A 17,103-nucleotide genomic window follows, 5' to 3' on the forward strand; every position below is an offset into this window, starting at 1 on the left:
TCGATGATGGTGGTGATTGGCTTGTCGCCGGCGCGTCCGGCGCCAGTCAGCCTGGTCCCGCCTGGTCAGTCCACCCGCACTTGCGGCAATACGCTGAATCCGCTCGCATCCAGCTGCAATACGGCGGCGCGCGGCCGCTTGCCGTCGAGATCCCAGTCGGTCAGTACCCAGCGCACGCCTTCCGGGCTTTCGTGCCGGGCGGGGCGGTGAGTGTGGCCGTGCACCAGCACCGGCGCATGGCTGGCGCGCAGCAGCGAGGCCACGGCCTGCGGGGTGGTGTCGCCATAGTCTGGCGGTGCGTCGCGGCGTGCCTGGCTGGCACGGCCGGCCTCGCTGTCGGCACGCAGGCGGCGCGCCACGCGCAGCCGCAGCGCCAGCGGCAGCGACAGGAACACGCGCTGTACCCAGCGCTTGCGGGTCCAGCGGCGAAAGCGCATGTAGCGCTCGTCGTCGGTGCACAGCATGTCGCCGTGGCTTAGCACGACGCGCTGGCCGGCGCATTCGATCACGCTGGGGTCGGGCAGCAGGGTGGCGCCGGCGGCGCGCGCGAAGCGCTGCCCCAGCAGGAAGTCGCGGTTGCCGTGCATCAGGTACACCTGCACGCCGCGTCCCGCGAGCTTGCGCAGCGTGGCCGCGACCTGCGCCGCGAAAGGGCTGTCGGTTTCCTCGTCGCCTACCCAGAATTCAAAAAAATCGCCCAGGATGAACAGGGCGCGCGCATCATGCGCGGCGCGTTCGAGCGCCTGCTCGAAGGAGGCCAGCGTGCGCGGCATCTCCGGCGTGAGATGCAGGTCGGAAATGAACCACGCCGGCGCCGGCACCGCGAGGGCGCCGGCAGCCGGCGTGGATGGGGTCGCAGTCATGCGTATGGAAAGAGAATCTGGCCTGACTTCATGCCGCGACCCCGCGAAGGCCCGGAGGAACGTGTCCCGGCGAGGATTGCCAGTGGCTTATTCGGCCACCACGGCCTTCTCGATGATCACGTCCTCGAGCGGCACGTCCTGGTGGAAGCCAGCGCTGCCGGTGCGCACGCCCTTGATCTTCTCGACCACGTCGGTGCCGTCGGTCACCTTGCCGAACACGGCGTAGCCGAAGCCTTGCGGGGTCGGCGAGGTGAAGTTGAGGAAGTCGTTGTCGACGGTGTTGATGAAGAACTGCGCGGTGGCCGAGTGCGGTGCGTTGGTACGCGCCATGGCAACCGTGTAGCGATCGTTCTTGAGGCCGTTGCCGGCTTCGTTCTCGATCGGGGCATCGGTGCCTTTCTGCTTCATGCCGGGTTCGAAACCGCCGCCCTGGATCATGAAGTTCTTGATCACGCGATGAAAGATGGTGTTGTCGTAGTGGCCCTTGCGCACATACGACAGGAAGTTTTCCACCGACTTGGGCGCTTTTTCGGCGTCGAGTTCAATGGTGATGACACCCTGGTTGGTGTGGAGTTCTACCTTGGACATTTGCTTTCCTTTGTTCGGTGGTTATTTGACGACGGTGGCCGACTCGATCACGATCGGCGTAGCGGGCACATTGTGCATCGGGCCATACGAGGTGGTAGGCGCGCTCTTGATCTTTTCGACAGTATCCATGCCTTCTACCACCTTGCCGAAAACGGCGTAACCGTTGCCGTCCGGCTGCGGATAGTCGAGGCTGGAATTATCCGCCACATTGATGAAGAACTGGGCGGTGGCGGAGTTGGGATCGCTGGTGCGTGCCATGGCGACCGTGCCGGCCTTGTTCTTCAGCCCGTTCTGGGATTCCAGCGGGATCGGCGAGCGCGTGGGCTTTTGCTTCATGTCGCGGTCGAAGCCGCCGCCTTGCACCATGAAGCCGTTGATGACGCGATGGAAGATGGTGCCGCCATAGAAGCCGCTCTTGACGTACTCCATGAAGTTCGCCACGGTCTTGGGCGCCGCGTCGGGATAGACCTCCAGCGTGAACTTGCCGGCACTGGTGACGAATTGCACCCGTTCGGCTTTCGCCTGCTGTGCCTGCGCGGCCAGCGGCGAGAGCGCCAGGGTGCCGGCAATCATGCCGGCAAGGACGAGGCGACGCGAAAAGATCATGCTTGACTCCATGGATCGGGGTAACTATTTGGAAACAGCGGGGCGGGGCGGATGACCGGCCCCGCCAGCCAGGCAAGGTTTACCGTGCGGGCGCGGCAGCCGGAGCGCTCGCTGCCGCGGCAGGCTTGCGGGCGGCGCCGGCCGGCTGGCTTGCCACGGCCGGTTGCAACTGCCTGAGGCCGGCGGCGGCACCGGCTTCCTTGGGGTTATGGCGCAGTGCGTCGCGGTAGGCATTCTCAGCCAGGCGGCGATAGACGTCGCCCAGGTTGGCATAGCCGACGGCGAAATCGGGTTTGACATCGATCGCGATCAACAATTCCGCCTCGGCGCGCTTGAGGTCGCCGCGCTTGGCATACAGCAGGGCCAGGTTGTTGTGCGGTTCGGGCAGTTCCGGGAAATCCTGGGCCATGGACGCCAGCGCCGCGATGGCTTCGTCCTCGCGCCCGGCCTGGGCCAGGGCCCAGGCACGCTCGAAACGCGCCTGCGCATTGCGCGGATTGGTGGCCAGCACGCGGTCGAAGCGGTCGATTGCCTCGTCATAGCGCTTCTGCGACGCCGCCTTCTCGGCGTCGGCCATGCCCGGGTCCGCCGAGCGCACACCGCCGGCCGCGGCGGCCGGGGCGGCGAGCGACTGCGGTCCGTTCTGCGCGCGGGCGGGTGCCGCCACGGCCAGCACGCCTGCCAGGATGGCCGCCAGGGCGAGTGAGGCCGCCGCAATGCGTCGGTGCGCGGGCTGGGGTGAAGCGGTTGCTATGGTGGGCAGGAACAGGCTCATGTATGGGCGGTCCGTTATACTCCGCGGCATTCTAGCAAAGCGCGGCCATGCCGGCCCGGGTATCGGCGCCATCTGCCGCCAATGCCGCCTTTGCGGGCCTGCCGCGGTTCGCCGCAAGGCGGGCGAGGGGCCACCGCGACCGGGCGCTTCCGGTAAGATATGGGGCGCGCCTGTTTGCGCAGGCGCAAGTAGCCGGTCCCGCGAATGGCGCGACAATGGCGCATCTGGTGTCTCGCAAGGGTTGTCCCGCCGTACCGTTGTTCCTGCCATCCCCGTTTTCCCGCCGCGTGGCGGGAGAGCCAGCCCGTAGCCGGTCACGGGCGCTCCGGAGCAGGGCGGCGCGGCGCGGGCAGCCGGGCGGGCACCAGTTTGGTGCCAGTGACGTACCCGCTGCCATGCCACCGGCAGGATTTCTCATCCATTCACCTTGTTTCATGCATCCTCTGAATATCTACAACACGCTCGCGCGTGAAAAACAGCCTTTCGTGCCAATCGAACCCGGCCGTGTGCGCATGTATGTGTGCGGCATGACGGTGTACGACTATTGTCACGTCGGCCATGCGCGCGTGATGGTGGTATTCGACATGGTGCAGCGCTGGCTGCGCACCGCCGGCTACCAGGTGACCTACGTACAGAACATCACCGATATCGATGACAAGATCATTCGCCGCGCCGCGGAGAACGGCGAGACCATCGGTGCGCTGACCGACCGCTTCATCCGCTATATGCACGAAGATGCCGATGCGCTCGGCATCCAGCGCCCGGATCACGAGCCGCGCGCCACCGCCTACGTGCCGCAGATGCTCGACATCATCGGCAAGCTGGAGGCCCGTGGCCTGGCCTACCAGGCCAGCGACGGCGACGTGAACTACGCGGTGCGCAAGTTCCCGAACTACGGCCGGCTGTCGGGCAAGTCGCTCGAAGACCTGCGCGCCGGCGAACGCGTCGCCGCCAATGAAGCCAAGCACGATCCGCTCGATTTCGTGCTGTGGAAATCCGCCAAGGAGAGCGAGCCTGCCGAAAGCAAGTGGGACTCCAAGTGGGGCACGGGCCGGCCTGGCTGGCATATCGAGTGCTCCGCGATGAGCTGCGCGCTGCTGGGCGAGCACTTCGATATCCACGGCGGCGGCGCCGATCTGCAGTTCCCCCACCACGAGAACGAGATCGCGCAGTCCGAAGGCGCTAGCGGCAAGACCTTCGTCAATATGTGGATGCACAACGGCTTCGTGCGCGTCAACGACGAAAAGATGTCGAAATCGCTCGGCAATTTCTTCACCATCCGCGATGTGCTCAAGGAGTACGACGCCGAGGTGGTGCGCTTCTTCATCCTGCGCGCGCACTACCGCAGCCCGCTGAACTACAGCGATGCCCACCTCGACGACGCCCGCCATTCGCTCACCCGCCTTTACACCGCGCTCAAGGACGCGCAGCCCGACGGCCGGCCGCTCGACTGGGAAGAGGCGCATGCGCGCCGCTTCGTGGAAGCCATGGGCGATGACTTCAACACACCGGTGGCCATGGCCGTGCTGTTCGACCTGGCCGGCGAAGTCAATCGCACCGGATCGCCGGAGATGGCGCGACAGCTCAAGGCGCTCGGCGCTACGCTCGGCCTGCTCGAGCGCGATGCGCATGCGTTCCTGCAGGGGGGCAAGATGGCCGGCGGCCTGCAGCCGGCGCAGATCGAAGCCCTGATCGCGGCGCGCAAGCAAGCCAAGGCCGAGCGTGATTTCGCGCAAGCCGACCGCATCCGCGCCGAACTGCTGGAGGGTGGCGTCATCCTTGAAGACAAGCCGGGCGGTGTCACCGAGTGGAGGCGCGCTTGAACGCTGCCGTGCGCAAGACGGCGCCGCCCGCGGCGCCGTCCAAGACTGCTGCGGCCACCAAGGCCGCGCGGGTGGCCAAGCCGCCCGCGCCGCTCAAGGCCGGCGCGGCGGCGAAGGTCGCCAAGCCGCCGAAGGGCGCGCTCAAGGCGTCCGGCCCGGTGGTCCGGGCAGACGGCAAGGCCGTGCTCAAGCCCGCGGCGCGCGCCTCCAAGGCGCCGGTGCTGCCGGAAGCCGAGGCGTTGCCGCTGCCGGTCGAGACCGTGGTGGATGCGGTGCGGCCGGCCTACTGGGACGAAGCCTGCGCCGACCTGATGAAGCGCGACCGCATCCTGCGCAAGATGATCCCCACCTACGGCCCGGCGCACCTGATCTCGCGTGGCGATCCCTTCATCACGCTGGCACGGTCCGTGGTGGGCCAGCAGATCTCGGTCAAGGCCGCGCAGACTGTCTGGGAACGCCTGGCGGCGATGTGCCCCAGGCTGACGCCCGCGCAGATGCTCAAGGCCGGCCACGAGAACCTGGCCACCTGCGGCCTGTCGCGCCGCAAGGCCGAGTACATCGTCGACCTGGCCGAGCATTTCAAGGCGGGGCGGGTGCACGTCGACAGCTGGACCGAGATGGACGACGAAGCCGTCATCGCGGAACTGACGCAGATCCGCGGCATTGGCCGCTGGACCGCCGAAATGTTCCTGATGTTCAACTTGATGCGGCCCAATGTGTTGCCGCTGGACGACGTCGGCCTGATCAACGCCATTTCGGCGAATTACTTCAGCGGCGAGCCCGTCACCCGCAGCGAGGCGCGCGAGGTGGCGGCCAACTGGGAGCCGTGGCGCACTGTTGCCACATGGTATATGTGGCGCAGTCTTGACCCGCTGCCGGTGACCTATTAGGCTGGTGAATAGCAGAATTTGCAGAGAAGTTGCATGGAAGTGCGCGAGGCTGCATCCGCAGACTTGCGGTTTAGTGGGTGAATTCCGGTAGAATGCGCCCCTTCACAGACAGGTACGCGAGTCTCATGAAAACCACCTTCCTGGATTTTGAGCAGCCAATTGCCGAACTCGAGGCAAAGATCGAAGAACTGCGTTTTGTGCAGGATGATTCGGCTGTCGATATATCCGAAGAGATTTCGCGGCTGGCCGGCAAGAGCCAGCAGCTTACCAAGGACATCTACGCCAACCTGGCCCCATGGCAGGTGGCCCAGATCGCCCGGCATCCGCAACGTCCGTACACCCTGGACTATGTGCGGGAGATCTTCACCGATTTCCATGAACTGCACGGCGACCGCGCCTTTGCCGACGATCTCTCCATCGTTGGCGGCCTGGCCCGCTTCAACGGGCAGGCATGCATGGTGATCGGTCACCAGAAGGGCCGCGATACGAAAGAGCGCGCCATGCGCAATTTCGGCATGCCCAAGCCCGAAGGCTACCGCAAGGCCAAGCGCCTGATGGAACTGGCCGACAAGTTCGGCCTGCCCATCTTCACCTTCGTCGATACTCCGGGCGCATTTCCCGGTATCGACGCGGAAGAGCGCGGCCAGTCCGAGGCCATCGGCCACAACCTCTATGTGATGGCCGGCCTGAAGGTACCCCTGATCGCCACCATCATCGGCGAGGGCGGCTCCGGCGGCGCGCTGGCGATTGCCGTGGGTGACGTGGTGCAGATGCTGCAGTTCGCCACCTACGCGGTGATTTCGCCGGAAGGCTGCGCTTCGATCCTGTGGAAGACCGCCGAGAAGGCGCCGGAAGCCGCCGAAGCACTCGGCCTGACCGCGCACCGCCTCAAGGCGCTCAGCCTGATCGACAAGATCGTCAGCGAGCCGCTGGGCGGCGCGCACCGCGACGTCAAGGGCATGGCCGCCATGCTCAAGCGTTCGCTGGCGGATTCGCTGCGCCAGTTCCAGGGCATGAGTGTGAAGGAACTGCAGGCGCGCCGTTATGAGCGCCTGCTCGCCTATGGCAAGTTCAAGGAAACCGGCGCACCGGGCTGACCCGTCCGCCGGCTTGACCGACAAGGTCGCACAGGCCCTGCAGGCCGGTGCGGCCTTTGTTGTTTCTGGCGACGGCGCGCGGGCAGGCACGGTGGCGGTGGCGCTCTCCGGCGGACGCGATTCCGTCGCGCTGCTGCATGCGTTGCGGGCGGCGGTGGCGGCGGGGTCGCTGCCGCTGCGCGTGGCCGCGCTGCACGTGCATCACGGCCTGCAGGCACAGGCCGACCAGTGGGACGACTTTTGCGCGTCGCTATGCCGCGACTGGGAGCTGCCGTTCTTCAGCCGCCGCGTCACAGTGAGCCAGCAGCATGGCGAAGGGCTGGAGGCGGCCGCGCGCCGGGCCCGCTACGCTGCGCTGGAGGCCATGTGCGACGAGGCCGGCGCGGCGCTGCTGCTGTTTGCGCATCACCTGGACGACCAGGTCGAGACCGTGCTGCTGCGCCTGTTCCGCGGCAGCGGGCTGGCCGGGCTGGGCGGCATGCCGCGGCTGCGCCGGATGGGCGCGCGGCAGCAGATCGTGCTGCTGCGTCCCTGGCTGGAGGTCGCGCGCGACGACATCGAGGCTTATTGCGCAGCCAATGCGCTCACCTGGATCGACGATCCCTCCAACGACGATCCGCGTTTCGCCCGCAACGCGCTGCGCGGGCAGATGCCGGCGCTGGTCGCAGCGTTTCCCGCGCTGCGCGCCAATGTGGCGCAGGCCGCCGCGCATCTGGCACAGGCCGGCGAACTGCTCGACGCGCTCACCACGCAGACGATGGCGGCCCTGGTGCGCCCGGCGCGCGATGCCGGCACGCTTGCCGAGCTTGACCTGCCTGGGTTGCGCGCGCTGTCGCCGGCCCAGGCCGACGCGGTGCTGCGGCTCTGGCTGCGCGAACTCGGTGTGCAGGCCCCGTCCACCGCGCGGCTTGCCGCCATGCGCGCGCAATTGATCGAGCACGCGGGCGGCGAGCCTGCCATCCATCATCAGACGCTGGTGCTGCGGCGCTTCCAGGGGCGCGTGCTGGCCTGCCGCGCCGAGCCGGCCATCGCCTCGGGGGACCTGGCGCTGCAATGGACGGGCGAGGCCTGCCTGCCGGCACCTGCATGGCATGGGGAGCTGCGCTTTACCCGCGACGATACCTTCGGCCTGCCGGAGGCCGTGCTGCGGCAGCCGCTGCGGCTGGCGGGGCGGCAGGGCGGGGAGCGCATCGTGCTGCGCCCGGGCGGGCCGGCGCGCGCGCTCAAGCAGGCCTACCAGGAGGCCGGCGTGCCGATGGCGCGGCGCGCGCGGCTGCCTTTGCTGTGGGCGGGCGGCCAGCTCGTGTTCGCGGCCGGGCTGGGCATGCACCGGCGCTGGCCGGATGCGCCTGCGGCGCCGCGCTGGCGCGTTGAATGGCTTGCGTGGTCCGGCAACGGCGGGCACATCGGATAAGCCGGATTAAGCCGCGCCAAGCGCTCGCCGTTGGTCCCGCTTGTAGGCGGGCGAGTAGCGCGCGCCACTTCCCCCTGACTTCACTTGTCACGCCTGCGCCTTGCCTCGGGGCGCCTCTTCGTGTATTTTCAAAGGCTTTGTACAATCGCTGGCGTCGACAAGAAGATGGCTCTCATCGTTCACAAATACGGCGGCACTTCGATGGGTTCTCCGGAACGCATCAAGAATGTCGCCAAGCGCGTTGCCAAATGGCACCGCGCCGGTCACCGCGTAGTCGTGGTGCCTTCGGCCATGTCGGGCGAGACCAATCGCCTGCTTGGCCTTGCCAAGGAAATTTCGGCGCAGCCGAGCCCGCGAGAGCTGGATATGCTGGCCGCGACCGGCGAGCAGGCCAGTTCGGCCTTGCTGGCCATCGCGCTGCAGGGCGAGGGCGTCGGCGCGATCAGCTACACCGGCTGGCAAGTGCCGGTGAAGACCGACTCGTCCCACACCAAGGCCCGCATCGAATCGATCGACGACGAGCGTATCCTGGCCGATCTCGATGCCGGGCGCGTGGTCGTCATCACCGGCTTCCAGGGCATCGACGGCAAGGGCGACATCACCACGCTCGGCCGCGGCGGCTCGGATACCTCGGCCGTGGCGATCGCCGCCGCCATTGAAGCCGACGAATGCCTGATCTATACCGATGTGGACGGGGTCTACACCACCGATCCGCGCGTGGTCGAGGACGCTCGCCGCCTGGACCAGATCACCTTCGAGGAAATGCTGGAAATGGCCAGCCTGGGCTCCAAGGTGCTGCAGATCCGTTCGGTGGAGTTTGCCGGCAAGTACCGCGTGAAGACCCGCGTGCTGTCGTCGCTGACCGACCCCCTGATGCCGCTCGAGCAGGAAATGCACTCGGGCACGCTGATCACTTTTGAGGAAGAGTCTGAAATGGAAGCAGCCGTCATCTCCGGCATCGCCTTTGCCCGTGACGAGGCGAAGATCACCGTCCTGGGCGTGCCCGACAAGCCCGGCATCGCATACCAGATCCTGGGCCCGGTAGCCGACGCCAATATCGACGTCGACATGATCATCCAGAACCAGTCCGTCGACGGCAAGACCGATTTCACCTTCACCGTGCCGCGCGGCGAATACCAGCGCGCGCTGGCCATCCTCAACGATGGCGTGAAGGCCCACATCGGCGCCGCCAGCGTATCGGGCGACCCCAAGGTGTCGAAGGTCTCGGTGGTCGGCGTGGGCATGCGCTCGCATGTCGGCATCGCCAGCAAGATGTTCCGCACGCTGTCGGAAGAAGGCATCAACATCCAGATGATCTCCACCTCGGAAATCAAGATCTCGGTGCTGATCGACGAGAAGTACATGGAGCTCGCCGTGCGCGCGCTGCATAAGGTGTTCGAGCTGGATCAGGCGTGATCCATGCGGGACGGGCCGCGCGCGGCTTGTCCAACTATCGGTCCATGCAAATATTTTTAATTAGTCGTCAAATCACCGTTGACCAATTGAAATCCGACCGATAGAATACGCGCTTCGTTGTGTGGCCTCCCTCACACAACGGCAGGTTTGGGAGACGTGGCCGAGAGGTCGAAGGCACTCCCCTGCTAAGGGAGCATCCGGGCCAAAACCTGGATCGAGGGTTCGAATCCCTCCGTCTCCGCCAGTTAATGGCGGCAGAACCCCGGAAGATCGCGGTCTTCCGGGGTTTTGTTTTTTGTGGCCGGTTCAAGAACTAGCAAGTCGACTATCAAAACGGTTGGCGCTTCGACAGGTCTCGCAAGGGTCGAAATTCAGGTTCCAGCAAGTTCCAAGGGGAAGGTACCCCATGTACGGGAAGGGGCTCGGTTTTGGGCTCCGAGGTGTCAAGTGACAATTCGGAGGGGGGCGTCTCATTTCAGATTTCCTCCTGACGCCACCCCGGGAATCGGATGCCACACGAACCCTTCTGGCGATTTGCCAGGGTTCGATGGCGTCTGATCATGTCCCACCAAGCGCCTTCCTCCTGCCACCGTGCCCCGCAGGCCTCGACATCGCCGGGCGATATCCAGCCGGCATCCGCTGTCAACGTTCCATTAGCCCTGCTGCGCGACAAGCGCCTCACACCGATGGAGCGCAGCTTGTACCTGGTGTTCCTCGCGGCCGTCTGCGAAGGGAGCACGCGCGCGCTTGAGAGCGTGGCAGCATCGTCGTCCCGGCCGTCCTGCCTGCAGCGCATCATGCCAGATCAGCAACGTGACCTGCGCTCGGCATTGCATCGGCTATCAACTTCCCCTCAAGGTTAGAATCAAGCGACGCGCATCCGGCTCACTAGGCGATCGGTTATGCGGTGGACATACTGCATCATCTGTCCGAATAAAGTGTCTCGCCCCGTAACGGAAAACAGACGATGCGATCACGATAGTGGTCATAGTGTTCGCGTACGGTTGCCGGAGCCACGGACTCGTCCCGAATATCGAGCATGTAGCGCGCGAACAGGGATAGATTCGGGACGTGCTGTAACGCGGCAATACCCAGAGACACCGCTGACAGAGTGACGAGTCCGACGACGATCCAAAACAGGGCGGGTTTCCCGTATCCTTTCATGAGGATGTCGCTTCGCCCACGCCACGCGGTGTGACCGGTTCACGTAGATCGATGTCCCATTGCAGCGTCATGTGTGTCATCGCGTCTTAGCGAAAAACCAGGTGACATCCCGTCCGTGTACCTGGGGCATGGGCGTGCCATGCAGGAAGCTGCTCGGACCGGTAGGAATGTCCTCGCAGTGCCACACGCCGGGATAGGGGCAAGGCTGTCCGCTGGTGGCGCGCATGCCGGGCGGAAGTTGCTCGGTCCACAGCCAGGTCACGGGCACGCCGTCGACCAGCGGCAGCGATTCACCGTCGCCAACGCGACAGCGCACCAGGGGCTGGCCGGATTGCAGCCAGAGTCCGGCGCGTGGGGCGGGCTGGAGGCTCTGGGCTTCTCGGGGCGCTTCGGCAGGCGGTGTGATCTGCTCGCGTTGATCGATGTCCCATTGCCATAGCGTCATGCCGTGCGTGTGGCCGCTTTCGATGACGGGCAGGCGTTCGCCTTGCTCGAAGTGTTGGCGCGTGCCGCGCTTGGCAGACGTTGCCCACCAGCCGGCGCGCGGGCAAGCCTCGCCGCCGGTGGCATGCGTTAGCGGTGGTTCTTGACGGGGGGCGTCGGGCGCGAGGCCGCGTACCTCGGGTGACGGCCAATCGCCGTCGTCGTCAAAGCGAGCGAGCCAGCGCTCGGTGTCGCGTCGATTGAAGCGCACGTTGGGATCGCCATCCCACTCGCCGAAGCCGAGCAGGTCCAGGTTGGTGTGCCGCAGTGAACGCAGCAGACAGTTGAGCATGACAGGCAACTCGGGCACACCGTTCTCGACCGGATACAACTCCGGCTGCGGGCCAAGCTCGATCCACTGACCGCAGTCGAGCTCATCGATGCGGATGCGCGGATCGGTCAGGGCCGCACGCACGGCATCGCGGTCGATCGAGAGCTTCTCGCGCCAGATATCCGACAGGAAAAACCCCCAGGTCGGTGGACGTAGACCCGATGGCAGATGGAGTTTCATGCTGAAAGGGTATTCGGTATCTAGGCCATAGAAATGCGGAGCAAGCGCCCTGTCCCAGACGGTGACCTCGGAGCGGGTGCCAAACTCCAGCGGATTGGCCATGGCGAAACCGCTGTAGACCTGTTCGGGGCGCAGGCGTGTGATGGTGTCGTGCAGGAAGCGACGCCAGGCATCGCGGTTGTCGAGCCACCACTGCCAGCGGTAGTAGAGGAGGACGTTGGAGTATTTGGTGCCGCCAAAACCCAGATCAGAGGCTCTCCAGTAATAGCCTGCGTTTGTTGGGGAGCTTCGGTGGTTGGTCTCGTCCGTGAAATCGAAGGTGAAGCTCTTGTTGCGGGGTATCTTTCGCGTCCACTCACGCAGATTGCCGAGCCGCTTGGAGCCGTAGGGGTGAGGGCGCTCGGAATCGGGATGGGTCTGGATCTTGAAAGGGGAGCCCAGCAGCCGCTCGAATGCCTCATGCACATCGATCATGGCAAGGCCCGTTTCCACATGACGCGCCGGATCTGCTGCGAAGTAGAAGCTGATAAAGGGGCTGATGGTATATTCGGCCCCGTCGATCTCATAATAAGAATTAGGCCATTCCTTGAGCATCGTGACGAAATCGTCGAGGACGTCTTGAGTAAACAATTGATAGGTTGTGCTCATGATTTATCTTCTTCCTTTGCCACCGGTTGATCCGGATGGCTTGGAGGGCTTACCTTCGCCATCCAGTTTGTATCCGGTGCAATCCTCCGGAACTCTGAGCAATGCAACTTTTTTTGCATTCTGATTCATCAATCCCACGTAGTCGTCCATTTGCTCTTTCCTCACCCAGTCCTTTGGAAACTTGATCTCCACCGCGACAAACACGTTGGGCACATGAAATGGCTGCCGGTATTCAAGGATGACGAGGTCCGGTGCCAGGCTGCCCGCAGGACGTGGCCAGAACGGAGAGAGATCGTTGACACGCCTGGGGCGCGTTGACGGTCGGTTCTGCAGGGTGCACGCCGCGCGGGACGAGGCCGAAATCACGTACGAGGTTCATCACTTCGGTCGCGTTAGGGGCCGGCTTGTTTGCGCACTTTGCGACCGATGCTCGACGATGTGTCCTATGACAAGAAGCCCAGTCTCATCTTTGGGATTGACCGTCGGCCGCGGTATGGGCGATCCGCACACCTTGATGTCATCGCCAGCAGTGACATCGGAAATAGCCGTGGCTTCCCAATCGAGCGCATCGTATTTGGTCACCCATACGCCGACCTCTTCACCGTCTGCCGTCTGTAGCTTGAGTTCGCCCGAAAAAACGTCTGCGAAGATGAGGGAGAGCGGATCCTCCGCGCTTGGCGCGGGATAGGGGGCGACATCCTTCGCCGTTCCCGGAAAACAGACGATGCGATCGCGATAGTGGTCATAGTTTTCGCGTACAGTTGCCGGAGCCACGGACTCGTCCCGAATATCGAGCATGTAGCGTGCGAACATGGATAGGTTCGGGACATGCTGCAGCGCTGCGATACCCAGTGACACCGCCGACAGGGTGACCACTCCAACGATGATCCAAAACAGGGCGGGTTTCCCGTATCCGTTCATGAGGATGTCGCTTCGCTCACGCCGCGCGGCGTGACCGGTTCACGTTGATCGATGTCCCATTGCAGCGTCATGTGTGTCATCGCGTCTTTGCGAAAAACCAGGTGACGTCCCGTCCGTGTACCTGGGGCATGGGCGTGCCATGCAGGAAGGTGCTCGGACCGGTAGGGATGTCTTCGCAGTGCCACACGCCGGGATAGGGGCAAGGCTGGCCGCTGGTGGCGCGCATGCCGGGCGGAGGTTGCTCGGTCCACAGCCAGGTCACGGGCACACCGTCGACCAGCGGCAGCGATTCACCGTCGCCAACGCGACAGCGCACCAAGGGCTGGCCGGATTGCAGCCAGAGACCGGCGCGTGGGGCGGGCTGGAGGCTCTGGGCTTCTCGGGGCGCTTCGGCAGGCGGTGTGATCTGCTCGCGTTGATCGATGTCCCATTGCCATAGCGTCATGCCGTGCGTGTGGCCGCTTTCGATGACGGGCAGGCGTTCGCCTTGCTCGAAGTGTTGGCGCGTGCCGCGCTTGGCAGACGTGACCCACCAGCCGGCGCGCGGGCAAGCCTCGCCGCCGGTGGCATGCGTTAGCGGTGGTTCTTGGCGAGGTGCGTCGGGCGCGAGGCCGCGTACCTCGGGTGACGGCCAATCGCCGTCGTCGTCAAAGCGAGCGAGCCAGCGCTCGGTGTCGCGTCGATTGAAGCGCACGTTGGGATCGCCGTCCCACTCGCCAAAACCGAGCAGGTCCAGGTTGGTGTGCCGCAGCGGCCGCAGCAGACGGTTGAGCATGACGGGTAACTCGGGTACGCCGTTCTCGACCGGATACAACGCCGGCTGCGGGCCAAGCTCGATCCATTGGCCGCAGTCGAGCTCATCGATGCGGATACGGAGATCGGCCAGCGCGGCGCGCACGGCGTCGCGGTCGAGCGAGAGCTTCTCGCGCCAGATGTCCGACAGGAAGAAACCCCAGGTCGGCGAACGTAGACCCGACGGTAGATGGTGCTTCATGGTGAAGGGGTAGTCGGTATCCAGACCGTAGAAATGCGGAGCAAGTGCCCGGTCCCAGACGGTGACCTCGGAGCGGGTGCCAAACTCCAGCGGATTGGCCATGGCGAAACCGCTGTAGACCTGTTCGGGGCGCAGGCGCGTGATGGTGTCGTGCACGAAGCGGCGCCAGGCATCGCGGTTGTCGAGCCACCACTGCCAACGGTAGTAGAGGAGGATGCTGGAGTAACTGGGCCCCCCAAAACCTAGATCCGAGTCTCTCCAGTAATAACCCGCGTTCGTCGGCGAGCTTTGGTGGTTGGTCTCGTCCGTGAAATCGAAGGTGAAGCCCTTGTTACGGGGTACCTTACGCGCCCACTCGCGCAGATTGCCGAGTCGCTTGGAGCCGTAGGGGTGAGGCCGCTCCGAATCGGGATGGGTCTGGATCTTGAAAGGGGCGCCCAGCAGGCGCTCGAATGCCTCATGCACATCGATCATGGCAAGGCCCGTTTCCACATGATGTGCTGGATCTGCGGCGAAGTAGATGCTGAGAAACGGCATCACGGCCAATTCATAGTAGCCGTTGTCGTGGGCGATACTCGGCCATTCTTTCAGATCGGCGACCATGCCGGCGATCTCGTCGTCGGTCATTTCCCTATCTATCGTGCTCATCGTTTCTTCCTTCCGTTTTGGCGGCTTGATTCTCCAGCTTGAGATTCCTCCGGCTTGTATCCGGTGCAGTCCTCCGGAACCCTGAGCAATGCAACTTTTTTTGTATCCTGGTTCATCAATTTCACGTAGTCATCCATTTGCTTGTTCTTCACCCAGTCCCTTGGAAACTTGATCTCCACCGCGACAAACACGTTGGGCACGTGAAATGGCTGCTGCCGATATTCGACGATGGCCAGGTCCGGTGCCAGGCTGCCCTTAGGCCGTGGCCAGAAGGGAAAGACCTCGCTGATACGCCTGGGGCGTGTTGGTGGCTCACCGAGCCATGCCTTGCCGTTCATGTAGTTGGGTTCGGCCTTGAGCGGGCTCTGCCAATCCAGCGTTTCGTCGATGGCCTCGAAGATCAAGGACGCTGTGGTTTGCTTCAGGAACACGTCGATTGTCATGGCGACGAGTTCGCCGCCCACTTTTTTGCGGATACGCCTGGGCACTTTGATCGGAGAGTCCTTGGCCCAGGTACACGCAATACTGATGGCGGGGCGAAAGGGGACCTTTCTGTCGATGTACTCCTTGTAAGTGGTGCCTTCCTTGCCTCGTCGCGAGATCGTGCTGCGCCCACCGTGATCGATTTGGGCGAAGGTTGAACTCTTCTTGTCGATTTCTTGGGCAAAGCTCTCAATAACAGACTTGAGTACCTTTTTGATTTGCTCGCGCCGTTCGGCGAGATGGGCCGTGAACTCGACGCCCTCTGCGATTGTTGCCGCGGTTTCGACGGCCTGATAGACCCTGTAGGCACGATATCCCCAGAGCAATGCGGCGGCGGCAGCAGCGGGAAGTGGCATCAGGCATTCTCCTGTGCTTGTTCGTTCAGAAAGTCATCCGTGAACGGTGACGGTTGGTCGGCGCACGGCCGGTCATCGCCGATGCCATCGATGATGGAACTCCAGTTCTCGGTGACACGCTGGTCGTCGCGCATGATGGTTTTGTACGCGTGGACCATGCGTGGGTTGGCGCTTTCCACGTGTTCGGTTTCGCCTTCGTCGTTGGTCCATCCTTCAACAAGGAGCTGGCCTGCGCTCATCAACTTGTAGCGATAGCCCTGGAAGGCGCGTTCGTCTGTTTTGCGCATGCGGTAACGGGCTTCGAAGTCGCCGGTCGACGGGGCTTTGAAGATGGGCAGGGCGGCATTGGCGTTGGCCGGTCCGATGAAGTCATAGCTGCCTGCCTTGACGGTGAAGGTGCCGGGCATGCCCATTTCGACGTTGCCGTTCGCGATCTTGACGTACGCGCCGCCACAGATGAGCGTGAGGTGCGTGTTGGCTCCGATCACGACGTGCTGCTGACTGGCGCTGATCTCGACGTTTTGTTCGGCTTCGAAGCGCATGCGGTTGTGCTGGGCCTGCAGCAACATCTCGCCCTGATGGGCGATGTGGCGCACGTCGCCGTTCTGCGCAAAGGTGCTGATGCCGTTGCCGGCGTGGATCAGTGCTCGCTCGCCGGCGCTGAGCTGCAGGTTGCCTTGCGCGGCAGCATCGATGTGTTCGCCCGCGCCCAGCGCGAGGGTGCGCGGCGTACCGGCCGCGATGCCGCCGGGCGCGGACAGCGCGAGCAACGGCTTGGTGCCATCACCGCTGCCGTTGGCCTGGTCGTTGGCGCCATGCCCCATGTCTCGCACCGCGTCGGTCAGACCTTCGCGCGGCTTGGCGTCGTGGGGCAGCCCCTGATGCTGGCCGGCGTAATCGCCCAGCGCCTTGGCGAGCTGGAGCGCGGCGTCGAGCGCGGCGACGATGGCCTCGCGGTCGAGTTGTCCACCGGCGGCATCGCGCTGCGTCTCGGCGGAGAGCAGCAGGCCCTGGGCGGCGCGCAGCGCGCCATGCAGGTCGGTGCGCAGTTCGAAGCCTTCGCCGCGCGGGGCGCCGCCGTCGGGTCGCGGATGGGTGAGGTAGCCGAGATGCAGGGCGCTGGCGCCATGGTCGTTCATCAGCGCGGCGCTGATCTCGCCGGTGGTGTCGTCCAGGCGTAGCTCGCTGGCGCGCTGGCCCTTGTGCTCCTTGCTCTTGATGGTGCTGAGCACTTGATGCTTGGGCAGCGCGTAGGGGGTGGGGTTGGTGACGCGGTAAATGCGCGCGGTGATGATGGGTTGGTCAGGATCGCCGTCGACAAAATCGACAAGAACCTCCTGGCCGATGCGCGGCAGTGCGAGATGGCCCCAGCGGGTGCCGGCCCAGCCGTGGGCGGGGCGTATCCAGCAGGAGTGGCGGCCGA

The 17,103-nt window shown here is 64.4% G+C and carries 16 protein-coding genes and 1 tRNA gene; 7 read left to right on the plus strand and 10 right to left on the minus strand.

The window, feature by feature from the left end; all coding sequences use genetic code 11:
- Window positions 1-65: 65 nt before the first annotated feature.
- The 4 genes from AC3FOF_RS06665 to AC3FOF_RS06680 all read right to left on the minus strand — a co-directional run bounded on the left by AC3FOF_RS06665 (window position 66) and on the right by AC3FOF_RS06680 (window position 2,832).
- Entirely contained in the window at window positions 66-863 is a 798-nt protein-coding gene (locus AC3FOF_RS06665) for a UDP-2,3-diacylglucosamine diphosphatase (RefSeq protein WP_488726104.1), read from the minus strand.
- 87 nt (window positions 864-950) lie between these two features.
- Window positions 951-1,451, minus strand: a complete 501-nt coding sequence (locus AC3FOF_RS06670; RefSeq protein ID WP_017225603.1) for a peptidylprolyl isomerase — start codon at window positions 1,449-1,451, stop codon at window positions 951-953.
- A 21-nt stretch (window positions 1,452-1,472) separates the two neighbouring features.
- Window positions 1,473-2,057, minus strand: a complete 585-nt coding sequence (locus tag AC3FOF_RS06675) for a peptidylprolyl isomerase (protein ID WP_017225604.1) — start codon at window positions 2,055-2,057, stop codon at window positions 1,473-1,475.
- Window positions 2,058-2,136: 79 nt separating this feature from the next.
- A complete protein-coding gene (locus AC3FOF_RS06680) occupies window positions 2,137-2,832 on the minus strand; it encodes a tetratricopeptide repeat protein (RefSeq protein WP_276267371.1) in 696 nt (231 codons plus the stop codon).
- Window positions 2,833-3,266: 434 nt separating this feature from the next.
- Between AC3FOF_RS06680 and cysS the strand changes: the two genes are divergently transcribed.
- The 7 genes from cysS (at window position 3,267) to AC3FOF_RS06715 (ending at window position 10,335) form a co-directional block, all read left to right on the plus strand.
- Window positions 3,267-4,655 (plus strand): cysteine--tRNA ligase, encoded by a 1,389-nt coding sequence (gene cysS, locus AC3FOF_RS06685; protein ID WP_488726105.1) that lies wholly within the window; start codon window positions 3,267-3,269, stop codon window positions 4,653-4,655.
- Window positions 4,640-5,545, plus strand: a complete 906-nt coding sequence (locus AC3FOF_RS06690) for a DNA-3-methyladenine glycosylase family protein (protein WP_488726106.1) — start codon at window positions 4,640-4,642, stop codon at window positions 5,543-5,545. The genes cysS and AC3FOF_RS06690 overlap by 16 nt, the downstream gene beginning before the upstream one ends.
- A 125-nt stretch (window positions 5,546-5,670) precedes the next feature.
- On the plus strand, window positions 5,671-6,642 hold the full coding sequence (locus tag AC3FOF_RS06695) for an acetyl-CoA carboxylase carboxyltransferase subunit alpha (protein ID WP_017226263.1): 972 nt from the start codon (window positions 5,671-5,673) through the stop codon (window positions 6,640-6,642).
- On the plus strand, window positions 6,608-8,056 hold the full coding sequence (tilS, locus tag AC3FOF_RS06700; RefSeq protein ID WP_488726107.1) for a tRNA lysidine(34) synthetase TilS: 1,449 nt from the start codon (window positions 6,608-6,610) through the stop codon (window positions 8,054-8,056). Before AC3FOF_RS06695 ends, tilS begins: the two co-directional genes overlap by 35 nt.
- A gap of 165 nt (window positions 8,057-8,221) precedes the next feature.
- Window positions 8,222-9,472, plus strand: coding sequence for an aspartate kinase (locus tag AC3FOF_RS06705; protein ID WP_035818946.1), 1,251 nt, complete (start codon window positions 8,222-8,224; stop codon window positions 9,470-9,472).
- A 150-nt stretch (window positions 9,473-9,622) separates the two neighbouring features.
- Window positions 9,623-9,716 (plus strand) — tRNA-Ser (locus AC3FOF_RS06710).
- 316 nt (window positions 9,717-10,032) lie between these two features.
- Window positions 10,033-10,335 carry a hypothetical protein gene (locus AC3FOF_RS06715; RefSeq protein WP_488726108.1) on the plus strand — a complete coding sequence of 101 codons (303 nt, stop codon included), beginning with the start codon at window positions 10,033-10,035 and terminating at the stop codon, window positions 10,333-10,335.
- Window positions 10,336-10,712: 377 nt separating this feature from the next.
- Here the strand turns inward: AC3FOF_RS06715 and AC3FOF_RS06720 are convergent, their stop codons facing one another.
- The 6 genes from AC3FOF_RS06720 to AC3FOF_RS06745 all read right to left on the minus strand — a co-directional run.
- The gene (locus AC3FOF_RS06720) at window positions 10,713-12,278 is read right to left on the minus strand and encodes a type VI immunity family protein (protein ID WP_488726109.1); all 1,566 of its coding nucleotides are present in this window, start codon (window positions 12,276-12,278) and stop codon (window positions 10,713-10,715) included.
- A gap of 3 nt (window positions 12,279-12,281) precedes the next feature.
- Entirely contained in the window at window positions 12,282-12,644 is a 363-nt protein-coding gene (locus AC3FOF_RS06725) for a VRR-NUC domain-containing protein (protein WP_488726110.1), read from the minus strand.
- Between the two features lie 12 nt (window positions 12,645-12,656).
- Entirely contained in the window at window positions 12,657-13,199 is a 543-nt protein-coding gene (locus tag AC3FOF_RS06730) for a hypothetical protein (RefSeq protein WP_488726111.1), read from the minus strand.
- 76 nt (window positions 13,200-13,275) lie between these two features.
- Window positions 13,276-14,820 carry a type VI immunity family protein gene (locus AC3FOF_RS06735; protein ID WP_488726112.1) on the minus strand — a complete coding sequence of 515 codons (1,545 nt, stop codon included), beginning with the start codon at window positions 14,818-14,820 and terminating at the stop codon, window positions 13,276-13,278.
- 17 nt (window positions 14,821-14,837) lie between these two features.
- Window positions 14,838-15,680, minus strand: a complete 843-nt coding sequence (locus tag AC3FOF_RS06740) for a VRR-NUC domain-containing protein (RefSeq protein WP_488726113.1) — start codon at window positions 15,678-15,680, stop codon at window positions 14,838-14,840.
- Window positions 15,680-17,103, minus strand: a 1,424-nt coding sequence (locus AC3FOF_RS06745) for a DUF2345 domain-containing protein (RefSeq protein WP_488726114.1), incomplete at its 5' end; no start/stop codon positions are given. The genes AC3FOF_RS06740 and AC3FOF_RS06745, both read right to left, overlap by 1 nt.

The sequence above is a fragment of the Cupriavidus sp. 96C5-1 genome (genome assembly GCF_057798855.1).